The sequence below is a fragment of the Megalodesulfovibrio paquesii genome (genome assembly GCF_054653055.1).
Genome location: NZ_BAAIGQ010000003.1, coordinates 45,356 through 69,486, shown reverse-complemented (window position 1 = coordinate 69,486; position 24,131 = coordinate 45,356). Strand labels below are relative to the sequence as shown.

Below are 24,131 nucleotides of genomic sequence, written 5' to 3'. Positions count from 1 at the left end.
CTGAACTTTTGCGAGGCGTTTTCAACCATGTCCACCAAGGATCGGCTTCCCCCTCTTGTCGAAGGCAGCACCTGCGGACTCTCCACGCCACTGGAACTGGCGCTGGCCGCGGATGGCAAGCACATCAACGTCACCAGCCGGCACAAGCAGATGCTCGAAATCATCCAGGAACAGGGCTTTGTGACGGTGCAGGCCCTGGCGGACATGTTCGGCGTCACCCCCCAGACCGTCCGCCGGGACATCAATACCCTGTGCGACAAAGGCCTGGTGCAGCGCCATCATGGCGGCGTGGGCGTGACCTTCAGCACGGAGAATGTGGACTACCCCAATAGACGCATTCTGTATCAGGCCGAAAAACAGCGCATCGGCCGCATGGTGGCCAACGTCATCCCCTCCCGGGCCTCCCTGTTCATCAACATCGGCACCACCACCGAGGAAGTCTCCAAGGCCCTGCACGGGCATGAACGCCTGCGGGTGATTACCAATAATCTGAACGTTGCCAGCATCCTGCAGGGCAATGAGCAAATCGAGGTCCTGGTGGCCGGCGGGCAGGTGCGCCACCGTGACGGCGGCATTGTCGGCGAATCCGCCGTGGACTTCATCCGCCAGTTCAAGGTGGATTACGGCATCATCGGCATCAGCGGCATCGACCTGGACGGCACCCTGCTGGATTACGACTACCGGGAAGTGCGCGCCGCCCAGGCCATCATCGAAAATTCCCGCCGGGTCTTCCTGGTGGCGGATCATTCCAAATTTGGTCGCAACGCCATGGTCCGCATGGGAACGCTCCATGATATCGATGCCTTATTTACAGATGCCATGCCCCCGGCCCCCCTGGTGGAGGAGCTGGAGCGCGCAGACGTCCAGCTGCATGTGGCCCCCATGGAGTTCCTAACAGCCTAGTTTCTCATGAAGTTATGCGAGGCTGATTTTTTTCGTATTTTCGCTTTCATGTTCGATTGAGAAAATTTAGCGCAGGTGTTATCGAGTTGAAAACAGTTGGTCACAGATGTCACCTGTTCGCCTGGAACCAGCCAAGGGGCGCGCCGAATGAGCCTTGCACTGCGGAATATCGACAGAATCGTCGAGCAGGAAGTTCACCTGAAAGACGTCAACCTCGAACTGGAGTCCGGCCAGCGCTATGTCATTCTGGGGCGCACACTGGCGGGCAAGACCTCGCTGTTGCGGGTCATGGCCGGATTGGACCGGCCCTCAAACAAGGGCCTGCTGCTGGCCAATGGCAAGGACGTGACTGGCGAGTCCGTGCGCAAGCGCAATGTGGCCATGGTCTACCAGCAGTTCATCAACTATCCCTCCCTCAACGTGTACCGCAACATCGCCTCCCCGCTGCGGCACCTGCCCAGGGAAGAGGCAGACAAACGGGTGCGCCATGCGGCCGCCATCCTGCATATTGACCACCTCCTGGACCGCCTGCCCGCGGAGCTTTCCGGCGGCCAGCAGCAGCGCACGGCCATTGCCCGCGCCCTGGTGAAGGAAACGGATCTCCTGCTGCTGGACGAGCCCCTGGTGAACCTGGATTACAAGCTGCGCGAGGAACTGCGGGCCGAGCTGCTTTCCATCTTCGGCAACCGCGATTCCATTGTGGTGTACACCACCACCGAGCCCTCCGAGGCGCTGATGCTGGGCGGCAACATCATCATCATGCACGAAGGCCGCATCCTGCAGATGGGCCCCACCATCGAAGTGTATCAGCGGCCCGCCACCACCAAGGTGGCCGAGGTGTTCAGCGATCCGCCCATCAATTTCATTCAGGCCGAGGTGGCGGACGGTCAGGCCGCCTTGCGCATCGGCATCAGCTTTCCGCTGACGGGCCGGCTCCGGGAGCTGCCCCCGGGCACGTACAGGTTTGGCATCCGCTCGCATCATTTCTCCATCCGCCGGGCCGCAGAGGATGACATTGAAATCGATTCCGTGGTGGATCTGGCGGAAATCAACGGCTCGCAGACGTTTGTGCACTTCCATTACCGCAATCGCTCCCTGGTCCTGGAAGAGGAGGGCGTGCACCCGCACAAGGTGGGCAGCAAGATCAAGGTCTATGCCCAGCCCAGGCATTTTTACGTCTTTGACGAAGCCGGCGGTCTGACCATGGCGCCCGAACAGGCCTAGCGCTCCGGGAACGCCGCAAAAGAGGGAACAATCTGCATGGCGCGCATCGAACTGAATACTGTGGCCCACAGCTACACGCCGCATCCTGCTGGACCGGACGATTATGCGCTCAAACGCATCCACACCGTCTGGGACGATGGCGGCGCGTACGCCGTGCTGGGCCCCTCCGGCTGCGGCAAAACCACCATGCTGAACATCATTTCCGGCCTGCTCACGCCGAGCGAGGGGCAGATCCGGTTTGACGGCAAGGACGTGACTGCCCTGCCGCCGGAAAAACGCAACATTGCCCAGGTGTTCCAGTTCCCCGTGCTGTACGACACCATGACTGTGGAGGAGAACCTGGCCTTTCCCCTGAAAAACAGGGGCGTGCCGGCGGCGGACATTGCCCGGCGGGTCAGGGAGGTGGCTGACACGCTGGATCTGGGCCCCTACCTCAAGCGGCGCGCCGCCGGCCTGGCTGCGGACGCCAAGCAGAAAATCTCCCTGGGCCGCGGGCTGGTGCGCAGCGACGTGGCTGCCATTCTCTTTGACGAACCCCTCACGGTCATCGACCCGCACCTCAAGTGGCAACTGCGGCGCAAGCTCAAGGAAATCCACAGCCAGTTCCACCTGACCCTCATTTACGTGACCCATGATCAGGTGGAAGCCATGACCTTCGCGGACAAGGTCGTGGTCATGTATGATGGCGAGATTGTGCAGATGGGCACGCCGGAAGCGCTCTTTGAATCGCCCGAACACACCTTTGTGGGGTACTTCATCGGCAGCCCGGGCATGAACATCCTGCCGTGCACCCTGGACCACGGCCGCGCCGTCCTCCACGGCGGCAGCGTGGCCCTGGATCCCTCCCTGGCCGACCTTGCCGCCGCCACAGTCAAGCCCGGGGACAAGCTGGAACTGGGCATCCGGCCCATGTATGTGGAAGTATCCAATCTATTGACCGGGGACGCCCCACAAGATGCCCTGGAAGGGACGGTCACCCTCGTGGAAGACCTGGGCAGCAGCAAGATCGTCAGCGTGCAGCTGCACGGCGAGGGCGGGCAGGCCATCAAGGCCAAGGTGCAGCCCGGGCTGCCCGTGGCCGCGGGACGCTGCCGGGTGCGGTTTCCGGCGGCGCATTCCAGACTGTTCGTGAACGGCAGGCTGCTGCGCGCGGAGGTGGCGGCATGAAAAAATGGGAAAGCAACAAGGCGTGGTTCCTGGTTATCCCGGTCTTCATCATCGTGGCCTTCAGTGCCATTATCCCGCTCATGACTGTGGTCAACTATTCCGTGCAGGATATCTTCGGACCGGGCCAGCGCTACTTTATTGGCGGCGAATGGTTCCGGGAAGTGCTGCGCGACGAGCGGCTGCACGAAGCCCTGTGGCGGCAGCTGCTTTTTTCCGGACTGGTGCTGCTCATCGAAATGCCCCTGGGCGTGCTCATTGCCCTGGCCATGCCCAAAAAGGGCTGGACCGCCTCCCTCACCCTGGTGTTGCTGGCCCTGCCGCTGCTCATTCCCTGGAACGTCATCGGCACCATCTGGATCATCTTCACCCGGCCGGATATCGGGCTGATGGGCTACACCATCAACACGTTGGGGCTGCATTTCGACCACACGGCCAGCGGGCTGGACGCCTGGATCACGGTGATGCTCATGGAAGTCTGGCACTGGACGCCCCTGGTGGCCCTGCTGGCTTATGCCGGGTTGCGGGCCATCCCTGAGGCCTATTACCAGGCCGCCAAGATCGACGGTGCATCGCGCTGGGCGGTATTCCGGTACATCCAGCTGCCCAAGATGCGCGGCGTGCTGACCATCGCGCTGCTGCTGCGCTTCATGGACAGCTTCCTCATTTACGCCGAACCCTTCGTGCTCACCGGCGGCGGCCCTGGCAATTCCACCACCTTCCTTTCCATCTATCTGGTGAAAATTGCCGTGGGCCAGTTCGACCTCGGCCCGGCCGCGGCCTTCTCCCTGGTGTACTTCCTCATCGTGCTGCTGTTCTGCTTCATCTTCTACCAGGCCCTGCAGGCCGTGGATGCGGAGGAAAAGGCATGACGCTCCAGAAAAAGCATGTCGGCCTGTTGCTTTACATCGGGCTGTTGCTGCTGCCCATTTATTGGATGTTGAACATGTCCCTGCGCACCAATGCGGACATCCTGGGCGGCTTCTCCCTGTATCCCACGGCGCCCACCCTTGAGAACTACATGAAAATCTTCTCGGATTCCTCATGGTACTCGGGATACATCAACTCCATTATCTACGTGTCCCTGAACACGGTCATTTCCCTGTGCACGGCCCTGCCCGCGGCCTACGCCTTTTCCCGCTACAAGTTTATTGGCGACAAACACGTCTTTTTCTGGCTGCTGACCAACCGCATGGCCCCGCCCGCGGTGTTCCTGCTGCCCTTCTTCCAGCTGTATTCCACCTTCAATCTCATCGATACCCACATTGCCGTGGCCCTTTCGCACTGTCTGTTCAACGTGCCCCTGGCGGTGTGGATTCTGGAAGGCTTCATGTCCGGCGTGCCGCGGGAAATTGACGAGACAGCCTTTATTGATGGCTACAGCTTCCCGCGTTTCTTCATCACCATCTATCTGCCCCTCATCCGGGCCGGCATCGGGGTGACGGCGTTTTTCTGCTTCATGTTCAGCTGGGTGGAACTGCTCCTGGCCCGCACCCTGACCACCACCAACGCCAAACCCATCGCCGCCACCATGACCCGCACCGTGAGCGCCACGGGGCTGGACTGGGGGCTCCTGGCCGCGGCCGGCATCCTGACCATCGTGCCGGGCGCGCTGGTGATCTGGTTTGTCCGCAACCACCTCGCCAAGGGCTTTGCCCTGGGCCGCGTGTAATCCGAGAGGAGGCCGGACCATGGATTTTGAATGGATGGCATGGACGCCCGTCACTGCCGGGTTCTTTCTCTTTATTTTCACCTGCATCATCACCATGTGCGTCTGGGAGTGCATCTCCCCCACGGTGCCGCGCCGGGGCCTCATTCCCCTGGTTACCACCCGCGGGGACCGGCTGTTCATGGGGCTTTTGGGCGGCGCGTACATCCTGCTGGCCTGGGCCGGGCTGGCGGAAACCTTCACCTGGCACGCGCTGGTGCTGGTGCTGGGCTTTCTCGCGGCCATGCTCCGCTGGGGGTAGGCGACCGGAGGAGCTGGAGGCGCATGCGGGGCGCAGGTCTGGATGAACCAACGATACGCGCCGTGGCCGGTCATCACGGCCGGGCAGGGCGCGTCTGCAATGGGATGGAAAACAGTCTGTTGTGTGGAGACGCATCGAGCAATCTCTGAACGAGGCAGGAGGTCGATATGTCCGTGAAGCACAGGGTGGCGTTCCGATTTATCCAACTGGTGCAACTGGGAATTCTAGGGCTGACCCTGGCGTGCATGGTCAGCGTGGCGGCGGCGGATCAGTATTCCGACGCAGCCAAGAAATGGATCGACAAGGAATTCCAGCCTTCCACGCTCTCCAAGGAAGAGCAGATGAAGGAAATGGAATGGTTCATCAAGGCGGCCCAGCCCTTCCGCGGTATGGCCATCCGCGTGGTGTCCGAAACCATTCCCACCCACGAATACGAATCCAAAACCCTGGCCAAGGCCTTTGAGGAAATCACCGGCATCAAGGTTACCCACGACCTGATCCAGGAAGGCGACGTCATTGAAAAACTGCAGGTGCAGATGCAGTCCGGCGAGAACGTCTTTGACGCCTATGTCAACGACTCCGACCTCATCGGCACGCACTTCCGCTCCGGCCACGTGGTCAACCTGACCGACTGGATGGCCGGCGAAGGCAAGGACGTGACCCTGCCCACCCTGGACCTGAAAGACTTCATGGGCCTCACCTTCACCACCGGCCCGGATGGCAAGGTCTATCAGCTGCCCGACCAGCAGTTCGCAAACCTGTACTGGTTCCGGTACGACTGGTTCCAGCGCCCCGAGCTCAAGGCCAAGTTCAAGCAGCTGTATGGCTACGAGCTGGGCGTGCCGGTGAACTGGTCCGCTTATGAGGACATTGCCGAATTCTTCACCAAGCACGTGGGTGAAATCGACGGCGTGGCCATCTACGGCCACATGGACTACGGCAAGAAGGCTCCGGACCTGGGCTGGCGCTTTACCGACGCCTGGCTGTCCATGGCTGGCGCGGGCGACAAGGGCCTGCCCAATGGCAAGCCCGTGGACGAGTGGGGCATTCGCGTGGAAGACTGCAAGCCCGTGGGTTCCTCCGTGGAACGCGGCGGCGCCACCAACGGGCCTGCCGCCAAGTACGCCCTGCGCAAGTACATGGAATGGCTGCGCCTGTACGCCCCTCCCGGCGCCCTGGGCATGGACTTCTACCAGTCCCTCCCCTCCCTGGCCAAGGGCAACGTGGCCCAGCAGATCTTCTGGTACACCGCCTTCACCGCTTCCATGGTGGAAGAAGGCACGCCTGTGGTCAATGAAAAGGGCGAGCCCAAGTGGCGTATGGCGCCTTCCCCTCACGGCCCGTACTGGGAAGAAGGCCAGAAGCTCGGCTATCAGGACTGCGGCTCCTGGACCCTGCTCAAGAGCACCCCGCTGGACCGCCGCAAGGCTGCCTGGCTGTACGCCCAGTTTGTTGTGGCCAAGACCACGTCCCTCAAGAAGGCCCACGTGGGGCTGACTCCCATTCGTGACAGCGACATCCGCCACCAGTCCTTTACCGACCGCGCCCCCAAGCTGGGCGGTCTGGTGGAATTCTACCGTAGCCCCGACCGTGTCTTGTGGACCCCCACCGGCACCAACGTGCCTGACTATCCCAAGCTGGCCCAGCTGTGGTGGCAGAACATCGGGGAAGCCGTGGCCGGCGAAGTCACCGTGGACACCGCCATGGACAACCTGGCCCGGGAGCAGGACCGCATCCTGGAGCGCCTGGAACGCGCGGGCGTGCTGAAGATCTGCGGGCCCAAGCTCAACGAACCCAAGGATCCCAAGTACTGGTACGACCAGCCCGGCGCGCCCAAGCCCAAGTTGGAAAACGAAAAGCCCAAGGGCGAAACCGTGGACTATGACGAGCTGATCAAGCGCTGGAAGAGCGCCAACTAGCCCGCCGCACACACCTTGCAACGCACAGAGCGCCTCTCGAACGGGAGGCGCTCTTTTTTGTCCGCCAGGGGGCGCCGCGTTGATGGCGCCTGCCAGGGGGAATCCCTTCCGGGCGTGTTGAAGCTGGACGCAGGGCCGGCATCCTGGCTATATGCATTGCGTTTGCTCCTGGTGCGAGAAGACACGTCATTGCGGAGCCTTGCCTGCCCGGCTGCGTCCCGCGGTATCAGGCGGCATCAGGCGGCGCCGTGCCGGAATGGAATCCAGAACCTGCAGGAGAACCCATGCAAATGACCGCCGCACAGGCCGACCTCATTGCCCGGCTGCAGCAGCACTGGCAGCAGGTCGAACCCGGGAAAAAATACGTGGTGGAACGTCTGCAACCGGGCGACGGGCAAGGCGTTGCCCAGTTGTTTTACACCATTTACGGGGACCGCTATCCCGTCAAGGACTACTACAGTCCCGAACGCATCGAGCAGATGAACAGGGAAGGCAGCCTTTCCACCATCGTGGCCCGGCTGGAAACCGGCGTGGTGGCCGGGCAGGGGGCCTATTTCCAGAGTTCCCCGCCCAACAAGGCCCTGTACGAAGGCGGGCAGCTGATGGTTGCGCCGGAATACCGCCATTCGCTCATGGCCGCCAAAATCGCGCGGGAGATGAACCGGACGTCACACGCCATGCCGCAGGCCCAGGGCTTTTATGGCGAAGCCGTGTGCACGCATCTGGTGACCCAAAAACTGAACGACTCCCACGGCTATGCCGAATGCGGGCTGGAGGTGTCGCTCATGCCGGCCGGGGCATACGAAAATGAGGGCGCCGGCTCGCAGCGGGTAAGCTGCCTCATGTCCTTCCGCGTGGATCAGGATCGTCATCTCCCCCTGCATCTGCCGGCATGCTACCGCGAAACCTGGGAGCTGGTCCTCGGGGGGGGGGCCCTGGATCGCGAATGCGCCATCGTGGCGGCGGACACCCCCGCCGCAGGGCAGACGGTGCTGGAGCGCCGCACCTTCGACTTTGCCCAGGTGGAGCGCGTGCAGGTGCTGACCGTGGGCGCGGATTTTCCCGTCCTGGCCGCGCAGCTGGACCACGAAGCCCAGGCCCGGAATCTGGCCGTGCTGCAGGTGTTCATCAATGCCGGCGCGCCGGGGACGGCCTTTGCCGTGGAGACCCTGCGGACGCGGGGCTTCTTTTTGGGCGGCTTTTTGCCCATCTGGTTCGGACCGGATGGGGTCTTGATGCAAAAACTGTTTGTCGCCCCGGAATTCGAAACCATCAATCTGCACTCGGCCAAGGCCAAAATCCTGTTTGAACAGGTCCGGGCAGACCATGCCCGCACCTGCGCCTGAGGCCGCCATGGTGCAGCCTTCAACGGAGCAGATTCTTAAGAACACCCTCTCCAAGGCGGTAGGGGCGGAACGCTTCAGTACGGACGTCACCCCCCCTGGCTGCCTGTGGGCCGGCGCCAGACGCGCAGGCGTGCCGCATGCCAGGATTCTCGCCGTGCATGTGGAGGCGGCCCGCGCCCTGCCCGGCGTGCGCGCCGTGCTCACCGGGGCGGACGTGCCCGGCTCCAACCGGCAGGGCATTGTCCACAAGGATCAGCCCGTGCTGGCAACGGACACGGTGCGTCATGCCGGCGACGCCGTGGCCCTGGTGGTGGCCGAAAGCAGGGAGGTCCTGGCCCGCGCGCTGGCCTGCATCCGCCTGGAGCTGGCCCCCCTGCCCGGCGTGTTCGATCCGCAACTGGCCCTGGCCCCGGAAGCGGTGCTGGTGCATCCCGACCGGGAGGACGGCAACCTCCTGGCCCACGCGCTGGTGGAAAAAGGCGACGCCCCCGGCGCCCTGGCGGCCTGCGACGTGGTGGTGGAAGGCGATTTCGAGACCCCGATGCAGGAGCATCTTTTTCTGGAGCCCCCCAACGGCACCGCCCGGCAGACCCATGACGGCGGCCTCGAAATGATGGTCTCCACGCAGGCGCCGTTTCGCGACCGGTTTGAAATCGGCCACGCCCTGGACCTGGACCCCATGCGCATCCGGGTGCGCGCGCCCTATCTGGGGGGCGGATTCGGCGGCAAGGACGGCGCCACCGTGCAATGCCTGCTGGCCCTGGCCGCGCTGCACAGCGGAGGGCAGTGGGTGAAGATGTGCTGGAGCCGCGAGGAAACCTTTCTGGCCGGCTACAAGCGCCACGCCGCGCGCCTGCATGTCAGGCTGGGCGCCTCGCGGGACGGCACGCTCCAGGCGCTGGACTGCGCCATGCTCTTCGACTCCGGCCCCTATGCCCATCTGGCCGTGGAAATCATGGCCCTGGCCATGGAACATGCCGGCGGCCCGTACCGCATCCCACACACGCGCGTGGAAGGCCGCTGCGTCTACACCAACAATCCGGTTGGTGGCGCGTTCCGGGGCTTTGGGGTGATTCAGGCCAGCTTCGCCATGGAACGGACCATGGACCTTCTGGCCGCGCGGCTGGGGCGGGATCCGGCGGCCATCCGCCTGCAGAATGCCTTGCGGCAGGGCGACCTGAACTGTGCCGGGGTGCCTGCGGAATCTCCCACAGGGGTGGCGGAATGCCTGGAAGCGGTCATGGCCCATCCGGCCTGGACCGACCGTGAGCGCTGGAAGGCCCAGGCGCCGGCCTGCAAACGCCGCGGCGTGGGCCTCGCCGCCTCCTGCAACGCCATGGGGTACGGCCGCGGCCTGCCCGACGCCGCAGCCGCCAAGCTGGAGCTGACCAGGGCCGGCACCTTCCGCATCTTCAATTCCGTGCCGGACATGGGCCAGGGAAACGCCGCGGCCTTTGTGCGCATGGCCGCCACCTGCCTGAACCAGCCGGCTTCCGCCTTTGCGCTCGTGCAGCCGGACACCCGCCAGTGCCTGCCCGCAGGATCCTCCTCGGCCAGCCGGACCACCTATACCTATGGCAACGCCCTGCTGAAGGCCTGCCAGGCCATGCGCGACAAGCTCAAGGCCCGGGCCGCCCTCGCATTGCTGGCGGACGATCCGGAACGCCTGATCCTGCGCCCCGGCGCGGTGGAAGATCCCCTCACCGGCCGAAGCGTGCCCCTGGCCCTGCTCGGGACCATGCTCCAACGCGACGACCGCCTGTGCATCGATCAATTCATCATGCCTGTGGTGGCGGATCCGCCGGACACGGGCAAGGCCTTCCGGCTGGGCTTTCCGCACCGGTTTTACTCGCACGCCGCCTGTGTCTGCGCGGTGGAGGTGGATGAGCTGACCGGCGCCGTGGAGCTGGCCCGTTGCGTCACGGCGGTGGAATGCGGGCAGGTCTTCGATGCCCTCGGCGTGGAGCGGCAGCTGCAGGGCGCCGCGGCCCAGGGCGCAGGCTTTGCCCTGATGGAAGATCTGGCGGTGCAGGACGGACGCATCCTGGCCAATGGGCTGGACCGCTACCTGATCCCCACGGCCCAGGATCTGCCCCGCCTGGAAAGCCTGTGCGTGGACGGCCACGAGCCCTCCGGTCCATACGGTCTCAAAGGCATGGGCGAGGTGGGCGTGCATGGCCCGGCCCCGGCCGTGGCCCAGGCGCTGGAAGATGCCGTGGGTCTGGCGGTGCGCCGCGTGCCCGTCAATCCGGAAGAGGTGCTCCGCGCCCTGGGAGGCAATTCAAAATGAACAATTCCAAACATTTATGCTTTATCCTGAACGGCGTTCCCATGCGTGTGGAGACCGCCCCGGGCAGGCGGGTGGTGGATCTGCTGCGCGAGGACCTGGGCCTGACAGCAGCCAAGGAGGGCTGCGGCTCCGGCGAATGCGGGGCTTGTGCCGTGCTGGTGGACGGCGAGGCCAGACTCTCCTGCCTGATGCTGGCGGCGCAGCTGGAGGGCCGGACCGTCACCACCGCCGAAGGCCTCGGCACCCTTGCCCAACCCCATCCGCTGCAGGCCTCGTTCGCGGCCACAGGGGCCGTGCAATGCGGCTATTGCACCCCGGGCATGACCATTGCCGCCGCGGAACTGCTGGCCCGCAACCCCGCGCCAGACCCGCAGGAGGTGCGCGAGGCGATTTCCGGCAACCTCTGCCGCTGCACGGGCTATGAGAAAATTGTGGACGCCGTGCTGCAGGCCGCCGAAACCATGCGCAAGGAGCCATCGTGACCCCGGACGTCCGCTGCCCGAAGACCCTGGCGGAGCTGTGGCCCCTGCTCGATGCCGGCGCCGTGGTCCTGGCTGGCGGCACGGATCTGCTTGCCCGGCGCAATGTGCCTGGCCCGGCCTTGCTCGCCTGTGTGGACCGTCTGGAGGCCCTGCGCGGTGTGCACGAAGAAGACGGCCTCTTGCGCCTTGGCGCGGGCGAAACCCATGCCCGGCTGCTCCGGCATCCCGCCGTGGCGGGCCGGCTGGCGGTGCTGGCCAGGGCGCTGGCAGGACTCGGATCCCCGCTCATCCGCAATATGGGCACCCTGGGCGGCAACATCGCCACGGCCTCCCCCGCCGGAGACACCCTGCCTCCCCTGCTGGTCCTGGACGCCGAGCTGGAACTGTGCTCCAGAACAGGCGCCCGGCGCCTCCCGCTGGCAGCCTGCATGCTGGGGCCAGGACAGACCGCCCTTGTGCCCGGCGAGATCATTGCCGCGGTGCGGGTGCGCATTCCCGCGGCAGACGAGCTGCAACACTTCGAAAAAGTGGGCCGGCGCAAGGCCCTGGCCATTTCCGTGGTCAGTCTGGCCGCGGGCATCCGCCGTGACCGGGAAGGCCGCGTGACCCACGCCCGGCTGGCCCTGGGCAGTGTCGCCCCCCGGGCCATCCGTTGCCCGCGCGCGGAAGCCCTGCTGGTGGGCCACCGCCTGGAGCGCGAGGTCCTTGCGGCCGCGGGAGAGATGATCCGTCAGGAAATATCCCCCATTACAGATGTCCGCGCCTCGGCCGGATACCGCCGGGCCGTGGCCGGCAACCTCCTGCTGCGGCTGGCGACGTAACTGGGTGCACTTACTTGTGAACGTAACAATCCTCACTGGGATTCCAGGCATAGATGTTACGGCCAGAGCCATGGAAACAGATACATTCAAGGAAGAAACAAAACAGACAGGAATGATGTTACCCGGACAAACGGTAACGCTCTCTTTCGCCACCCATTTCTCCGATCCTGTCTCCTGGGAGTTGAAAATGTGGGGGCGCGGGGCAGACAACATGCTTGTCTGGTATACTATAGAGTACTGATCATGCGGATTATACTTTTGCTTCTCTTGGCTCTCAGAAGCGGCCCCGACCCATCGGACCAATTCGCGGCGAGAATAAGGCAGATCCAAAACTATGCGCCAAGCAGTCGGCGGATGTCTGGCAGAAGTTCGGCCGGTCATCCCCCGGCCTGTCCCTGCTTCTCGTGCCCCTCGTGCTCCCTGCGTTCCCGCGTCTCCCGCAGGGCCAGGGGGAGCAGCAGCAGCGCCCCCGCGGCCGCGCTGGCTGCGCTGGTGGCAAAGAGGCTGGCGTATCCTCCCGCTGTGGCCACCAAGGCGCCCCCAAGCAGCGGCCCCAGCACGTAGCCCGCGTCCATCATGCACAGCATCAGGTTCATGTTCATGCCCCGCACGCGCGCGGGCGATTCCAGGAACATGGAGGCATTGAGCATGGGCAGCGCCACGCCCAGGCACGCGCCGTACACCCCGGCCAGGGCGAACAAAGCCGGACCGTGCCCGGCCCAGGCAAAACACGCCATGCACCCGCCCAGGGCCAGCAAGGCCAGCAGGGCCGCCCCTCGGCGCGGCAGCCGGTCAAAATACGGCCCGACCAGCAACCGGACCAGAATGGAGGCCGCGGTGGACACGGTAAAAAATATCCCCGGCTCGGCCACGCCCACGAAGGCGGCATAGGATTTGATGAAAAAAAACACCTGGGTGGTGCCAACAAACACCAGGAGATTTGCCCCGAGCAGCAAACGCACCGGGACGCGGCGCAGGGTTTCCAGCACCTCGCTTCGGGAGGGGTGGCGGCCTTCCCCGTTCTTGGCGACTGTCCCGCCGTCAGGCATTGATGTTGCTGCTTCGACAGGTCTGCCCAGGGGTACCAGCAGTGCCAGGGCCGGGAGGGTCAGCAGCGCCGTCCAGGCATAGGCCCGCGCTTCTCCGCCCACCAGCGGCAGCAGCCATTCCACCAACGGCGGCATGAGGGCATAGGGCACCAGCGAGGAAAACGAAAAATAGCCAAAAGCTCGCCCGGCCTGCCGCGGCGAGACGGTATTGGCGAGCAGTACCGTCACCGCGCTCACCAGACAGACAAACGTCACCCCGTGCAGCAGACGGACCGCCAGCAGTGTCGGCACGTTCCCGGCAACCTGGTAGCAGGGCAGGACAAGCCCCATGCCCACCAGCGCCAGACGCGCCAGGAGCAGGGCCCGGCGTGGCGAAAGCAACACGCTCAGCAACGGCCGCGCCAGCAGGGCGGCCAGGGGTTCGGCGGCAATCACCGTACCGCGCCAGGCAGGGGCAATGCCGATGGCGGCAAGGTGGCCGGCCAGCCCGTAAAACACGGCAATGTTGCAGAAGCCGAACGTGGCCGCAAGGCAGAGCACCGTAAATTCATAGGTGAACAGACGTTCCGGGCCGGCCTGGGGCAGGGGGGTCATCGGCTGCCCCGTGCGGAGGATCGCGCCGCGGTCTGGTCCAGCACGCTGCGCAGGGCCTGGACAAAGGCGACCATCTCGGGTTCCCGGGCCAGGGTCACCCGGATCCAGTTGGGGAACCGGAAGCCGGTCATGGTGCGCACCATCACCCCTTGCCGCATCAGCAACCGGTAAAGCAGGGTGTCTGAAACCGGCGTGCGGAGCATCATAAAATTGCCCTCGCCCGCGAGGTGTTCCAACCCCAGGGCGCGACACTCCTGGCGCAGGAAATCCCGCGCTGCCGTCACCATCTTCCGCGTGGCGGTCACATGGCCGGTGCCGTCTTCAATGGCCGCCCTGGCTGCCAATTGTCCTGGCGTGTTCACCGAATACACCAGATGCGTCCGCCGGACGATGTCCACGGCCTCGGCCTGTCCGCACAGGTACCCCACCCGGAGCGCCGCCAGGCCGTACACCTTGGAAAAGGTGCGAAACACCAGCACGTTGGGATGCCGCTCCATCACCTCCATGCCGTCCGGAAAATCCGGAGATTCCACAAACTCCCCGTACGCTTCATCCAGCACCACCACGGCCCGCCCGGCAATCCCGTGCAGAAAACGCTCCAGGGTGGCCTTGTTCCACCAGGATCCCGTGGGGTTGTTGGGGTTGCACACAAAGACGATCTTGGTCTTGCCGGTCACGGCCTGCAGCATGGCCTCGGGGTCCAGGGCCATGTCGCGCAGCGGCACCAGCGCCGCCGTCACCCCGGAGAAGGCCGCCACCCATTCATACACGGCAAAGGTCTTGTCCGCGGTGACGATGGCATCCCCCGGCTGGCAGAAGGCCTTGAGCACCGCGGTAATGACCTCGCAGGAGCCGTTGCCCACCAGGAACCGGTCGGGATGCTTGCCAAAGGTCCGCCCCAGGGCCTCGCGGAGAAAAAAGCAGTCCCCTTGCGGATACACAGCCGCCTTTGCCGGGGGAAAACCGGCCAGCACTTCCCGCGCGGCCGGTGGCGGGCCAAGGGCATTTTCGTTGTTGTTCAGTCGCAGCAGCCTGGGCACACCGTATTGCTGCATGAGCACCTCGTCCGGCCGGCTCGGCAGGTAGGTCTCAAACTGCAGCACATGGGCCGGGGCAAGTTCAGTGAGACTGCGCATGCTGGAGCACCAGAACATCCGAGCGGCCGGCGCAGGGCAGGACCAGCCTTGGCTGGAAACCCGCCCTCAGGGCCGGCGCGGCCAGGGCGGCTTCCCAGGCCCGGGAGAGGTCGAGATACAGCAGGATATTCGGAATCCGCCGGGCCGAAAGCAGGCCGGCCTGGGCGGCCAGAATATCGGCAGCGTCCGCGCCATCCAGCAGGGGGCGCAACACCGCCAGCCCTTTGCCCTTGTCCAGAACGGTGGAGAACAGCGAACGCTGGCGCTCGTACCCCGCAGGCGGATGCGCAGGCAGGATATCGCGGCACATGGCCAGCCGGTCGTAGGCCTGGCGCAAAAAAACCGTCAATTCCGGCGCAGCCCACACGGTATCGCCCGTATCCTCCCGCAGGTGGCGGTAGAGCACCGGCTGTTCGCAGCAGCCATCCTGCCCATGGTGCGCCAGCGTGCCCAGGGATTCAAAGTACCTCTCGGGCGCGTCGGGGGTGGCCCGCTCGCTGAACACAATGTGCACGTCCTGCCGGGCCACGGCGGCCAGGAAGGCTTCCACGAGCAGCCGGGCCACGGCAGGGCCGTCCCCGGGCGGGGCGAAGACAAAGGGGCCGGAAAAGGAAAGTCCCCGTTCGCCGGAGCAGGTCCAGCTCAGCAGCCCGGCCGGGCGCCCGGCCTTGTCCCTGGCCAGCACGGCGCACAGCTGGCCGGCACGGTGCAAATCCGCCACCTTGCCGGGGGTCTGGAAGCTGGCCGGGCAGTGCCAGGCCGCATAGCGGCAGGCAGCCAGGGCCGCCGCCTGCATGAGCCGGCTGGAATCCGTCTCCAGGCTGGCGTGATAGGGCGGTGCAAGGACAATGCGCCGGGGCGACGAAGCCTCCGGGCGGCAGGCGGGATAGACCTTGTCCACCTCCGCATGCAGGATGAAGGCGTCCCCGCCCTCGGTATCCATGCGAAAGCGATCCGCCGCCCGTCCGGCAAGGATGAGATTCAATGGTTCGCCAGCGTCTCCCCCTTCGCCTTCGTCCGCGGCCAGCCCGGCCACCTTGGCCCCCAGGGCAGGGGTGCCGGCATTGAGGGCGCCCAGGCACAGCCCGTTGGCCCGGAACCGGATGGACGCGCACACCTGATACGGCCGGCCCGTAAGCACCGTCCGGATGGGGCCATGGTCGGGGACTGTCCGGGCCAGATAGGTGAACAACTCTTCCACGGTCAGCTGAAATCGCAGCTGTTCACGTGGCGCAAGCCCCTGCGCACGGGCCAGGGTCTCGGCGGCCGTGGTCAGCACGCGGGTGTAGGCCGCGTCTGGTGGAGTTTCCAGGGAAAGCGTCGTATCCATTGTCGTTGTACGCCACCGTCGCTTGCCGCCCCGGACAGGCACAGGCCCCGGCCTTCAGAAACGGGGCAGCATGCGCAACCAATGGCACGGCACGGCGCGCAAACGGTGAACGCGCCGCCCGGACCGCATACCCCGAAGCAGTCCGGGAAGCAATGGAAGGCAGTGAGAACGGCAAGGGAACCTTGCCAGCCGACCTTATGTGACGATCCTGTCACTTCAGTTTCTGGAAATTTCGTGATAAGCTACGGCTTCATTGTTTTTCACCTAATTTGGTCTGAATTGCTGACCGTTGCACCATACTGCAACCGCAGGGGGCTGTTGTGTCGCGTGGCGAACTCGTGGAAACGCCGGTCCTGGCCCGGATGATGGTCCTGGTGGTGGCATTGCTGCTGCTCGCGTTGCCTCGCAGCGCAGAAACGGCAGAAGCGGACGCAACCTCCCCCCTGGCGGCGCTGGTGCTGGAGGCGCAGGCCGGCAATGCGCGGCTGAAAGCCGCCTGGAGCAGGGTGGACGCGGCCCTGGAAAAAATCCCCCAGGAAAGGAGCCTGCAGGATCCGCGCATCACCTTCGGCTGGTTCATCACGCCGGTGGAAACCCGGGTCGGTCCGCAGGTGGCCCGCCTGGGGTTGACGCAGACCCTGCCCTGGATCGGCAAACTCATTGCCAAGGGCGACCGCGCCGCCCTGGAGGCCGAGGCGGAGAAAGCCCGTTTTGACGCCCTGCGTCTGGTCATCGTCTATGATGTCAAACGCCTGTGGTATGAGCTGGCCGCCCTGGAAGCCGCAGCTGAGACCGCCAGAGAGGCCGAGGCGCTGTTGGAGCATCTGGAAGGCGTGGTCAACGCGCGATATGTTGCCGGCATGGCCCCGCAGGCCGATTTGCTGGCCCTGCAGTCCGAGCGCGACCTGATGCGCGACAGGATCAGCACCCTGCGGGCGCGGCGGGCCCCGCTGGTGGTGGCGCTGAATGCGGCCCTGCACCGGGCGCCCGAGGCGGCCTTGCAGGATCAGCCGGATATCCCGCTGTTTTCCCTGGAAATGACCGAAGCCGCCCTGCGGGAGCGGCTGGACACCGTGAGCCCGCAGCTCAAGGTGTTTGCCCAGATCCTGGCCCGGGAAAAAACAGGCGAAACCCTGGCCCGCATGGACTACATCCCGGATGTGACCCTGGGCATTGAGACCGTGATCACCAATCCCTGGGATGTCTACCGCGGCGTGGACAACAGCGGCAACGTCATGGCCTCGCCCTCGCCGCCTCCGGGGGACTCGGGCAAAGATGCCTGGGTGGCCTCCGTTTCCTTCAATCTCCCGATTTTTTACGAAAAACGCCAGGCCGCCATCCGGGAGGCCCGGGCGCGGCAACTGGCGGCCATCAAGGACAGGGAAGGCCTGCGCGACCGGCTGGCGGCGGATCTGTCCCTGGCCCGCTTCAACCTGGAGGATGCCGTCCGCAAGGTGGCCTTGTATCAGGAGGCCCTCATCCCGCGCACGGTGCAGGCCTTCGGCGCGGCGCTTTCCGCCTATCAGGCCGGCACGGGGCGCTATGCGGAACTGATCCTGGCCCAGCGCAGCCTGCTGGAAATGGAGCTGAATGCCATCCAGGCCATGGCCGCCCAGGCGCAACGGTTGGCGGAAATCGAGTCCCTGGTGGGCGAGGAGGTGCCGGTGACGGTGCACGGCTCCCTCCAGGCCATGCGCGCCGCCTGGAACACCGGTGCGCAGCAGGCCGGCAGGGAGGGCGGGCAATGAACGCAATGCTTCGGGGCCGCACAGGCCATTCCCTGCCAGGACATGCAGCCCGATGGTGGCTCTGGCTGGCGGTGGTGGTGGTCTTCTTCGGGATGGGCTACTGGCTGGGCCAGTCCGGGCAGTCCGGCCAGTCCGGGCAGTCCGGCTCATCTGGCCAGATGAACGCCAATGTCAGCGCGCATGCGCATGCGCCCGGCGAAATGGCTGGCGAATCCGCCACCGAATCGGACATTGCCTACTGGACCTGCTCCATGCACCCCTGGATCCGCCTGCCGGAGCCGGGCCTGTGCCCCATCTGTGCCATGGATCTTATTCCCGTGCGCAAGAGCGGGCAGGGCGGCGCGGCAACCAGCCTGCGAGCCATCAGCCTCACGCCGTCGGCCCGGGCCCTGGCCCAGGTGGAGCTGGCCACGGTGGAGCGGCGCAGCGTGGAAGTCGCCACCCGGCTGCAGGGGACCATCGAGGCCGACGAAACCAGCCTGGCCTCCATCACCGCCCGAGTGGCCGGCCGCCTGGACCGGCTGTACGTGGATGTAACCGGCGTGGAGGTCAGGGCCGGGCAAAAGATGGCGGCCATTTACAGCCCGGAACTGGTGGCCGCCCAGGCCGAATTGCTGGAGGCGGAACGGGCCGTGGCCAGACTCGGCCCCCAGGCCGCAGCCGTGCTGCGGGACGCCGCGGCCAGAACGGCCCACGCCGCCCGGGAAAAGCTGCGGCTGCTGGGTTTTTCCGCAGCGGAGATCAAGGCCGTGCTCGCCGGCAACGCCCCTTCCGACCACATGACCCTCACCGCGCCCGTGGGCGGCGTGGTGCTGAAAAAGGACGTGCTGGAAGGTGCTTATGTGACCACAGGGGCCAGACTCTACGCCATTGCGGATCTATCCCGCGTCTGGGCGGTGTTCGAGGCCTATGAGGCTGACCTGCCCTGGCTGGCCATGGGCGCACACGTGCAATTCACCGCCGAGGGCCTGCCCGGGGAGACTTTCTCCGGCGTCGTGGCCTTCATCGATCCCACCATCAATCCCATGACCCGCACCTTCCGCGTGCGCCTGAACGTCAACAACCCCGGCGGCCGGCTCAAACCCGGCATGCTGGCCCATGCGGTGCAGCAGTCCCGGGCCGGCGGCCAGGAGCTGACCATCCCCGCCACTGCGGCCCTGGTCACCGGCACGCGGGCCATCGTGTACGTGGCCAACGCCACCGTGCCAGGACACTACGAGGGGCGGGAAATCGTCCTCGGCCCCCGGGCCGGCGAACGGTACGTGGTCCGCCAGGGGCTGGCCGAAGGCGAACAGGTGGTGGCGCGCGGGGCCTTTCTGGTGGACAGCGCCGCCCAGCTCCAGGCCCGGCCAAGTATGATGCTGCCCGAAGGCAGCGGCGCGGGCGCGCTTTCCGGGGTTCCTTCCCAGTTCCTGCGCCAGCTGCCCGCCCTGGACGCCCCGGCCGCCACCCTGGCGGAAGCGGCCAACGGGACGGATCTGCACGCCGCCCGGCAGACCTTCGCGGCCCTGGGCACCGCCCTGGCAGCCATGGACGCCTCCACCCTCGCGCCGCCGGAAAGCGAACCGGCCATGCACTGGAAGGAGCTCTCCATGCTCCTGCACAATGACGTGTATCTCGGCACGGATAGCCGATCCATGCCCGAAATCCGCTGGCACGCCGCCGAACTGGCCGGGCATCTGCAGCAGCTGCGCACGGTGTTTGATTACCGCGCCTTTGCCGCCGCGGCGGCCGGGCCGGCCACCCCCGCGCCCCCGGCCGTCCAGACGCAGCTGGGGCAGGTCTTTACCGCCTATCTGGACTTGCAGGACGCCCTGGCCAGGGACGACCTGCCCGCAGCCCGGGCCGCGGCGGCGGCTACCTCTGCGGCCTGGCAGGCGGTGGACGCCGGCCAGCTGCAGGGCGAGGCCGCAGGCAGCTTCGCCCCGGTCCGCGCAGACATGGAAGCCGGGCTGGCCACCCTGGCCAGGGCGCAGGATCTCGACGCCTTGCGCGAAGGCTTCTGGCCCGTGTCCCGGGCGCTCATCGCCGCGGCCGGCACCCTGGGGCTGCGCACCGGCGGGCAGCTCTTCCAGCTGCATTGTCCCATGGCCTTTGACTACCAGGGCGCGGACTGGCTGCAGCCCGATCCGAACATCCGTAACCCGTACATGGGCAAATCCATGCCCGGCTGCGGCGACGTGCGCGGCGAACTGCCCGCCCTGCGCTAGCCAAGGAGCAGTGGCCTCTCATGCAGCCTTCTTCCTTCAATCCCCTTCATCTCCTCATCCGCTTCTTTCTGGAAAACCGGCTGGTGGCCTGCCTGCTGGCCATGCTGTGTGTGGGCTGGGGCGCCATGGTGGCGCCGTTCCATTGGGATACCGCCATGTTGCCGCGGGATCCCGTGCATGTGGACGCCATTCCGGACATCGGCGAAAACCAGCAGATCGTCTTCACGGAATGGCCGGGCCGCTCGCCGCAGGACATGGAAGACCAGGTGACCTATCCGCTCACGGTGTCCCTGCTTGGTGTGCCCGGCGTGAAGACCGTGCGCAGCTTCTCCATGTTCGGCTTCTCCAGTATTTACGTTATTTTTCAAGAGGATGTAGAGTTCTATTGGTCGCGCTCCCGGCTCCTGGAGAAGCTCTCCAGCCTGCCTGCGGGGACGCTGCCTGTTGGCGTGCGGCCCACGCTGGGCCCGGACGCCACGGCCCTGGGGCAGGTCTTCTGGTACACCCTGGAAGGCCGGGACGCCGAGGGCAACCCGGCTGGTGGCTGGGATCTGGCCGAGCTGCGCAGCATTCAGGATTATTACGTCCGCTATGGTCTGCTCAGTGCCGAAGGCGTGAGCGAAGTTGGCTCCATTGGCGGGTTCGTCAAGGAATATCAGGTGGATGTGGATCCGGATCGCCTGCGGGCCGCCGGCCTGACCCTGGAACAGGTGGTCAATGCAGTGCGACAGTCCAATCTGGACGTGGGCGCGCGATCCATCGAAATCAACGGGCCGGAATACCTTATCCGCGGCGTGGGCTTCATCAAGAGCGTGGCGGATCTGGAAGCCGCGGTCATCGTGGCCAGGGAGAGCACGCCCATTCGCGTGGGCGACGTGGCCACGGTTTCCCTGGGGCCGGCCCTGCGCCGCGGCGTGCTGGACAAGGACGGCACAGAGGCTGTGGGCGGCGTGGTGGTGGTGCGCCAGGGCGGCAACCCGCTGGAAACCATCCAGCACGTCAAGGACAAAATCCGCGAACTGACACCCGGCCTGCCCGCCAGAACCCTGGCCGACGGCCGCTTGAGCAAGGTGACCATCGTCCCCTTCTACGACCGCACCGGCCTCATCGAAGAGACCCTCGGCACCCTGGAGGAGGCCCTGACCCAGGAAGTGCTGATCACCATCATCGTGGTGGTGCTCTCGGTGATGCACCTGGCCAGCTCGCTGCTGATCTCCTCCCTGCTGCCCCTGGCCATTGCCATGTGTTTTGTGGCCATGAAGCTGGCCGGGGTGGATGCGAACATCGTGGCGCTTTCGGGCATTGCCATCGCCATCGGGGTGATGGTGGATGTGGGCATCGTGCTGTGTGAGAACATCCTGCAGCACTTCGCCCGCGCGCCGGCCGGCAGTTCCCGGATAGAAGTCATCTATGCCGCGGCCACGGAGGTCGGCAGCGCCATCCTGACCAGCGTGGCCACCACGGTGGTCAGCTTCCTGCCGGTGTTTGCCATGGAAGGGCCGGAGGGCAAGCTGTTCAAACCCCTGGCCTTTACCAAAACCTTTGCCCTGGTGGCCGCGGTGGTGGTGGGGCTGACCATGCTGCCGGCCTTTGCCTCCTTTGTCATGGGACCGGCGGAACAGGGCGACGGGCACGGGCGGGCCACGTTCCGACGCCCTCGCGCCCTGCTCTTGAACCGGGGCTTGTTGTATCTGGCGGCGGGGATAGCGGCATCACTGGTGTTCCCCTGGTGGACGGGCCTGCCGCTCATGTATCTCGGCCTGCGGCGCATGGCGCGGCCGCTGTTGCCGGAACGGGTGGCCGCGATCTGGGGCCTGCTGGACAATCTGGCTGCGGCCCTGGCCATCGTGGCCGTGCTGGCGGCGCAGTGGATGCCCCTTGGCCACGGCCAGGGACTCCCGGCCAACACGGCCTTTGCCGGCGGGGTTATTGCCGTCCTGATGGCGGTGTTCCTGGGAATTGTGCGTATCTATCCCTGGGTGCTGGCCCGCGTGCTGGGATTCAAGCTGCTGTTTTTGCTGATTCCTCTGGGCATCGTGCTCCTGGGGTTGTTCTCGTGGCTGGGCACGCCGCGGCTTCTTGCCTGGCTGCCCACGCAGTGGCGGCAGGCCGGCCCCATGGTGGCCCTCAATGCCGCCTTTCCCGGCCTGGGCAAGGAGTTCATGCCGCCCCTGGACGAAGGGGCCTTCCTGTTCATGCCCACCACCATGCCCCACGCCTCCCTGCAGGAGGCCCAGGCCGTGCTGCGGCGGCAGGATATGGCCATCCAGGCCGTGCCCGAGGTGGAACTGGCCGTGGGCAAGCTGGGCCGGGCCGAAACGCCCCTGGACCCCGCGCCCATCTCCATGATCGAGACCATAATCTCCTACCGCGACGAATACCTGCAAGATTCCGAAGGAACAGGCAACACGGTGCCGCGCTTCCGTTTCGACCCGGACCGGCAGGACTATTTCCGCAATCCCCAGGGCCAACCTCAACCCGCGCCGGACGGCCTGCCGTATCTGATCCAGGGGCGGTTTCTGCGTGATGAGCACGGACAGCTGATCCCCGATGCCTCGGGCAAGGCCTTCCGGCTCTGGCGGCCCGCCCTGGACCCGGCCCTGAACCCCGGCCGCGCGGCCTGGCCCGGTGTGCAAACGCCTGACGACATCTGGGAACGCATCGTCGCCGCGGCCGAGGTGCCGGGCGTGACCGGCGCGCCCAGGCTGCAACCCATCGCCGCGCGTATCGTCATGCTGCAGTCCGGCATGCGCGCCCCCATGGGGGTGAAGATCAAGGGACCGGATTTACAGACCATCGAGGCCGTGGGCCTGCAGATTGAGGCCCTGCTCAAGGAGGTGCCCTCGGTGCAGGCCTCGGCCGTCATTGCCGACCGCATCGTGGGCAAGCCGTATCTGGAAATCGTCATCGACCGTCAGGCCATTGCCCGCTACGGCGTGCGCATCGCCCAGGTGCAGCAGGTCATCGAGACGGCCATCGGCGGCATGCCCATCACCTTTACCGTGGAGGGGCGGGAACGCTACCCCGTGCGGGTGCGCTACCCGCGGGAGCTGCGGGACTCTCCCGAGGCCCTGGAAAAGGTCCTGGTGGCCGGGAGCATGGGCCAGCAGGTGCCGCTCTCGCAACTGGCGCACCTCCGCTACGTGCGCGGGCCGCAGGTCATCAAAAGTGAGGACACCTTCCTTACCGGCTACGTGCTCTTTGACCGCGTGGCGGAGTTTGCCGAGGTGGACGTGGTGGAGCACGCCAAGGCCTATCTGGAGCAGCGCCAGACCGACGGCAGCTTCCGCCTGCCGGCCGGGGTGAGCTACACCTTTGCCGGCAGCTACGAAAACCAGATCCGCGCGCAAAAACGGCTGGCCGTGCTGCTGCCCTTGTGCCTGCTGCTCATCTTCCTGCTGCTGTATTTTCAATTCAAGCGCATCCCCTTGACTGTCCTCGTCTTCTCCGGTGTGGTCATGGCCTGGTCCGGCGGGTTCCTGATGCTCTGGCTGTACGGGCAGGCCTGGTTCCTGGAGATGACGATTCTTGGCGTGGACTTGCGGGCGCTGTTCCAAATTCATCCGGTCAATCTGAGCGTGGCCGTGTGGGTGGGGTTCCTGGCCCTGTTCGGCATCGCCACGGATGACGGCGTGCTCATGGCCACCTTCCTGGAACAACAGCTGGGCGGCAAGCGGTTTGACAACCGGGAGACCCTGCGCCGGGCCGTGGTGGAAGGCGCGTCCCGCCGCATCCGGCCGGCCATGATGACCACGGCCACCACCATGCTGGCCCTTCTGCCGGTGCTGACCTCTTCGGGGCGGGGCTCGGACATCATGGCCCCCATGGCCATCCCTTCCTTTGGCGGCATGGCCGTGGCCATGCTCACCTGGCTGACCACCCCCGTCATTTATTGTCTGTTCGCGGAATGGCGGCTCGCCCGCCGCGCCTGACCACGCACACCTT

17 protein-coding genes are annotated in these 24,131 nt (G+C 65.6%); 14 read left to right on the top strand and 3 right to left on the bottom strand.

All coding sequences use genetic code 11. The annotated features are described in order from the left end of the window. Positions 1–27 precede the first annotated feature (27 nt). From ACYQ00_RS02510 to ACYQ00_RS02460, 11 genes are all read left to right on the top strand, one after another. The gene (locus ACYQ00_RS02510) at positions 28–903 is read left to right on the top strand and encodes a DeoR/GlpR family DNA-binding transcription regulator (RefSeq protein ID WP_460030639.1); all 876 of its coding nucleotides are present in this window, start codon (positions 28–30) and stop codon (positions 901–903) included. Positions 904–1,050: 147 nt separating this feature from the next. Beyond that, positions 1,051–2,127, top strand: coding sequence for an ABC transporter ATP-binding protein (locus ACYQ00_RS02505; protein WP_460030638.1), 1,077 nt, complete (start codon positions 1,051–1,053; stop codon positions 2,125–2,127). 36 nt (positions 2,128–2,163) lie between these two features. Then, positions 2,164–3,294: an ABC transporter ATP-binding protein gene (locus ACYQ00_RS02500; RefSeq protein WP_460030637.1), complete on the top strand. Its 1,131-nt coding sequence runs from the start codon at positions 2,164–2,166 to the stop codon at positions 3,292–3,294. Continuing rightward, positions 3,291–4,163 (top strand): carbohydrate ABC transporter permease, encoded by an 873-nt coding sequence (locus tag ACYQ00_RS02495; RefSeq protein WP_460030636.1) that lies wholly within the window; start codon positions 3,291–3,293, stop codon positions 4,161–4,163. Before ACYQ00_RS02500 ends, ACYQ00_RS02495 begins: the two co-directional genes overlap by 4 nt. Next, entirely contained in the window at positions 4,160–4,963 is an 804-nt protein-coding gene (locus ACYQ00_RS02490) for a carbohydrate ABC transporter permease (RefSeq protein ID WP_460030635.1), read from the top strand. Before ACYQ00_RS02495 ends, ACYQ00_RS02490 begins: the two co-directional genes overlap by 4 nt. 19 nt (positions 4,964–4,982) lie before the next feature. Beyond that, a complete protein-coding gene (locus ACYQ00_RS02485; RefSeq protein WP_460030634.1) occupies positions 4,983–5,261 on the top strand; it encodes a DUF2160 domain-containing protein in 279 nt (92 codons plus the stop codon). Positions 5,262–5,428: 167 nt separating this feature from the next. Further along, the gene (locus ACYQ00_RS02480) at positions 5,429–7,180 is read left to right on the top strand and encodes an ABC transporter substrate-binding protein (RefSeq protein ID WP_460030633.1); all 1,752 of its coding nucleotides are present in this window, start codon (positions 5,429–5,431) and stop codon (positions 7,178–7,180) included. Positions 7,181–7,464: 284 nt separating this feature from the next. Beyond that, complete coding sequence (locus ACYQ00_RS02475) at positions 7,465–8,526, top strand: acyl carrier protein (RefSeq protein ID WP_460030632.1); 1,062 nt, start codon at positions 7,465–7,467, stop codon at positions 8,524–8,526. A gap of 7 nt (positions 8,527–8,533) precedes the next feature. Continuing rightward, entirely contained in the window at positions 8,534–10,816 is a 2,283-nt protein-coding gene (locus ACYQ00_RS02470) for a xanthine dehydrogenase family protein molybdopterin-binding subunit (protein WP_460030631.1), read from the top strand. Further along, complete coding sequence (locus ACYQ00_RS02465; protein WP_460030630.1) at positions 10,813–11,298, top strand: (2Fe-2S)-binding protein; 486 nt, start codon at positions 10,813–10,815, stop codon at positions 11,296–11,298. The genes ACYQ00_RS02470 and ACYQ00_RS02465 overlap by 4 nt, the downstream gene beginning before the upstream one ends. Further along, positions 11,295–12,119, top strand: coding sequence for an FAD binding domain-containing protein (locus ACYQ00_RS02460; RefSeq protein WP_460030629.1), 825 nt, complete (start codon positions 11,295–11,297; stop codon positions 12,117–12,119). The genes ACYQ00_RS02465 and ACYQ00_RS02460 overlap by 4 nt, the downstream gene beginning before the upstream one ends. A 377-nt stretch (positions 12,120–12,496) precedes the next feature. On the opposite strand, the gene ACYQ00_RS02455 is transcribed toward ACYQ00_RS02460, so the two are convergent. Genes ACYQ00_RS02455 through ACYQ00_RS02445 form a run of 3 tightly spaced genes read right to left on the bottom strand, consistent with a single transcriptional unit; the run spans position 12,497 to position 16,228 of the window. Next, a complete protein-coding gene (locus ACYQ00_RS02455) occupies positions 12,497–13,762 on the bottom strand; it encodes an MFS transporter (protein WP_460030628.1) in 1,266 nt (421 codons plus the stop codon). Continuing rightward, positions 13,759–14,898 (bottom strand): pyridoxal phosphate-dependent aminotransferase, encoded by a 1,140-nt coding sequence (locus ACYQ00_RS02450; protein WP_460030627.1) that lies wholly within the window; start codon positions 14,896–14,898, stop codon positions 13,759–13,761. Before ACYQ00_RS02450 ends, ACYQ00_RS02455 begins: the two co-directional genes overlap by 4 nt. After that, positions 14,882–16,228 (bottom strand): hypothetical protein, encoded by a 1,347-nt coding sequence (locus ACYQ00_RS02445; protein ID WP_460030626.1) that lies wholly within the window; start codon positions 16,226–16,228, stop codon positions 14,882–14,884. The genes ACYQ00_RS02450 and ACYQ00_RS02445 overlap by 17 nt, the downstream gene beginning before the upstream one ends. Before the next feature lie 320 nt (positions 16,229–16,548). Here ACYQ00_RS02445 and ACYQ00_RS02440 point away from each other — a divergent pair, with 320 nt between their 5' ends. From ACYQ00_RS02440 to ACYQ00_RS02430, 3 genes are read left to right on the top strand one after another with little or no spacing between them, the layout of a single operon-like run. Next, positions 16,549–17,976 carry a TolC family protein gene (locus ACYQ00_RS02440; protein WP_460030625.1) on the top strand — a complete coding sequence of 476 codons (1,428 nt, stop codon included), beginning with the start codon at positions 16,549–16,551 and terminating at the stop codon, positions 17,974–17,976. After that, positions 17,973–20,186, top strand: coding sequence for an efflux RND transporter periplasmic adaptor subunit (locus ACYQ00_RS02435; protein WP_460030624.1), 2,214 nt, complete (start codon positions 17,973–17,975; stop codon positions 20,184–20,186). Before ACYQ00_RS02440 ends, ACYQ00_RS02435 begins: the two co-directional genes overlap by 4 nt. A gap of 20 nt (positions 20,187–20,206) precedes the next feature. Further along, the gene (locus ACYQ00_RS02430) at positions 20,207–24,118 is read left to right on the top strand and encodes an efflux RND transporter permease subunit (RefSeq protein WP_460030623.1); all 3,912 of its coding nucleotides are present in this window, start codon (positions 20,207–20,209) and stop codon (positions 24,116–24,118) included. Positions 24,119–24,131 lie beyond the last annotated feature (13 nt).

Bases quoted from the DNA above. Each gene is read 5' to 3' on its own strand.
- ACYQ00_RS02510 (WP_460030639.1), top strand. From the start codon at position 28: ATGTCCACCAAGGATCGGCTTCCCCCTCTTGTCGAAGGCAGCACCTGC.
- ACYQ00_RS02505 (WP_460030638.1), top strand. From the start codon at position 1,051: ATGAGCCTTGCACTGCGGAATATCGACAGAATCGTCGAGCAGGAAGTT.
- ACYQ00_RS02500 (WP_460030637.1), top strand. From the start codon at position 2,164: ATGGCGCGCATCGAACTGAATACTGTGGCCCACAGCTACACGCCGCAT.
- ACYQ00_RS02495 (WP_460030636.1), top strand. From the start codon at position 3,291: ATGAAAAAATGGGAAAGCAACAAGGCGTGGTTCCTGGTTATCCCGGTC.
- ACYQ00_RS02490 (WP_460030635.1), top strand. From the start codon at position 4,160: ATGACGCTCCAGAAAAAGCATGTCGGCCTGTTGCTTTACATCGGGCTG.
- ACYQ00_RS02485 (WP_460030634.1), top strand. From the start codon at position 4,983: ATGGATTTTGAATGGATGGCATGGACGCCCGTCACTGCCGGGTTCTTT.
- ACYQ00_RS02480 (WP_460030633.1), top strand. From the start codon at position 5,429: ATGTCCGTGAAGCACAGGGTGGCGTTCCGATTTATCCAACTGGTGCAA.
- ACYQ00_RS02475 (WP_460030632.1), top strand. From the start codon at position 7,465: ATGCAAATGACCGCCGCACAGGCCGACCTCATTGCCCGGCTGCAGCAG.
- ACYQ00_RS02470 (WP_460030631.1), top strand. From the start codon at position 8,534: ATGGTGCAGCCTTCAACGGAGCAGATTCTTAAGAACACCCTCTCCAAG.
- ACYQ00_RS02465 (WP_460030630.1), top strand. From the start codon at position 10,813: ATGAACAATTCCAAACATTTATGCTTTATCCTGAACGGCGTTCCCATG.
- ACYQ00_RS02455 (WP_460030628.1), bottom strand. From the start codon at position 13,762: ATGACCCCCCTGCCCCAGGCCGGCCCGGAACGTCTGTTCACCTATGAA.
- ACYQ00_RS02450 (WP_460030627.1), bottom strand. From the start codon at position 14,898: ATGCGCAGTCTCACTGAACTTGCCCCGGCCCATGTGCTGCAGTTTGAG.
- ACYQ00_RS02445 (WP_460030626.1), bottom strand. From the start codon at position 16,228: ATGGATACGACGCTTTCCCTGGAAACTCCACCAGACGCGGCCTACACC.
- ACYQ00_RS02435 (WP_460030624.1), top strand. From the start codon at position 17,973: ATGAACGCAATGCTTCGGGGCCGCACAGGCCATTCCCTGCCAGGACAT.
- ACYQ00_RS02430 (WP_460030623.1), top strand. From the start codon at position 20,207: ATGCAGCCTTCTTCCTTCAATCCCCTTCATCTCCTCATCCGCTTCTTT.